1 pseudogene is annotated in these 416 nt (G+C 28.4%); it reads right to left on the bottom strand.

From position 1 onward, the window contains the following. Positions 1-416: pseudogene (locus CAMP5082_RS08305) on the bottom strand (hypothetical protein); the annotation flags it as partial.

Below are 416 nucleotides of genomic sequence, written 5' to 3'. Positions count from 1 at the left end.
AAAGCCTTTTATATCTCCTAGTATCCCTGCTGCTAATTCCCATTCACTCATAAATAAATATCCATTACTTAAATGAGCTAAACCTCTATTGCTTTCTACTTTTTTATAAAGTTCTTTATAATCTTCATTGATTAAATTTCCTTTTTCATCTACATTAGTATAAGCTTCATAAGGTATATCTATAACAGTGCTTCTTAATCCACTTCTAATAACTAAATACTTATATCTTTCTCTTTTAGTTTTTAAAGATTTATAATAAGCTTTTTCTGCTTTAGTCCAAGGAGCTATGCTTCCTTTAATAGGATCTTTTAAATAAATACTTTGCCAATCTTTAAATTCAAGCAAAGTAGAACTTTGCCCTGTGTAAAGATTAGGATCTAAATATCTAGGTTGATAGTCTTTATAGGGGGAGTTTT

The organism is Campylobacter sp. LMG 17559, assembly GCF_024723605.1.
Lineage (GTDB): Bacteria > Campylobacterota > Campylobacteria > Campylobacterales > Campylobacteraceae > Campylobacter_D.
This window is presented reverse-complemented; position numbering and strand designations above follow the sequence as displayed.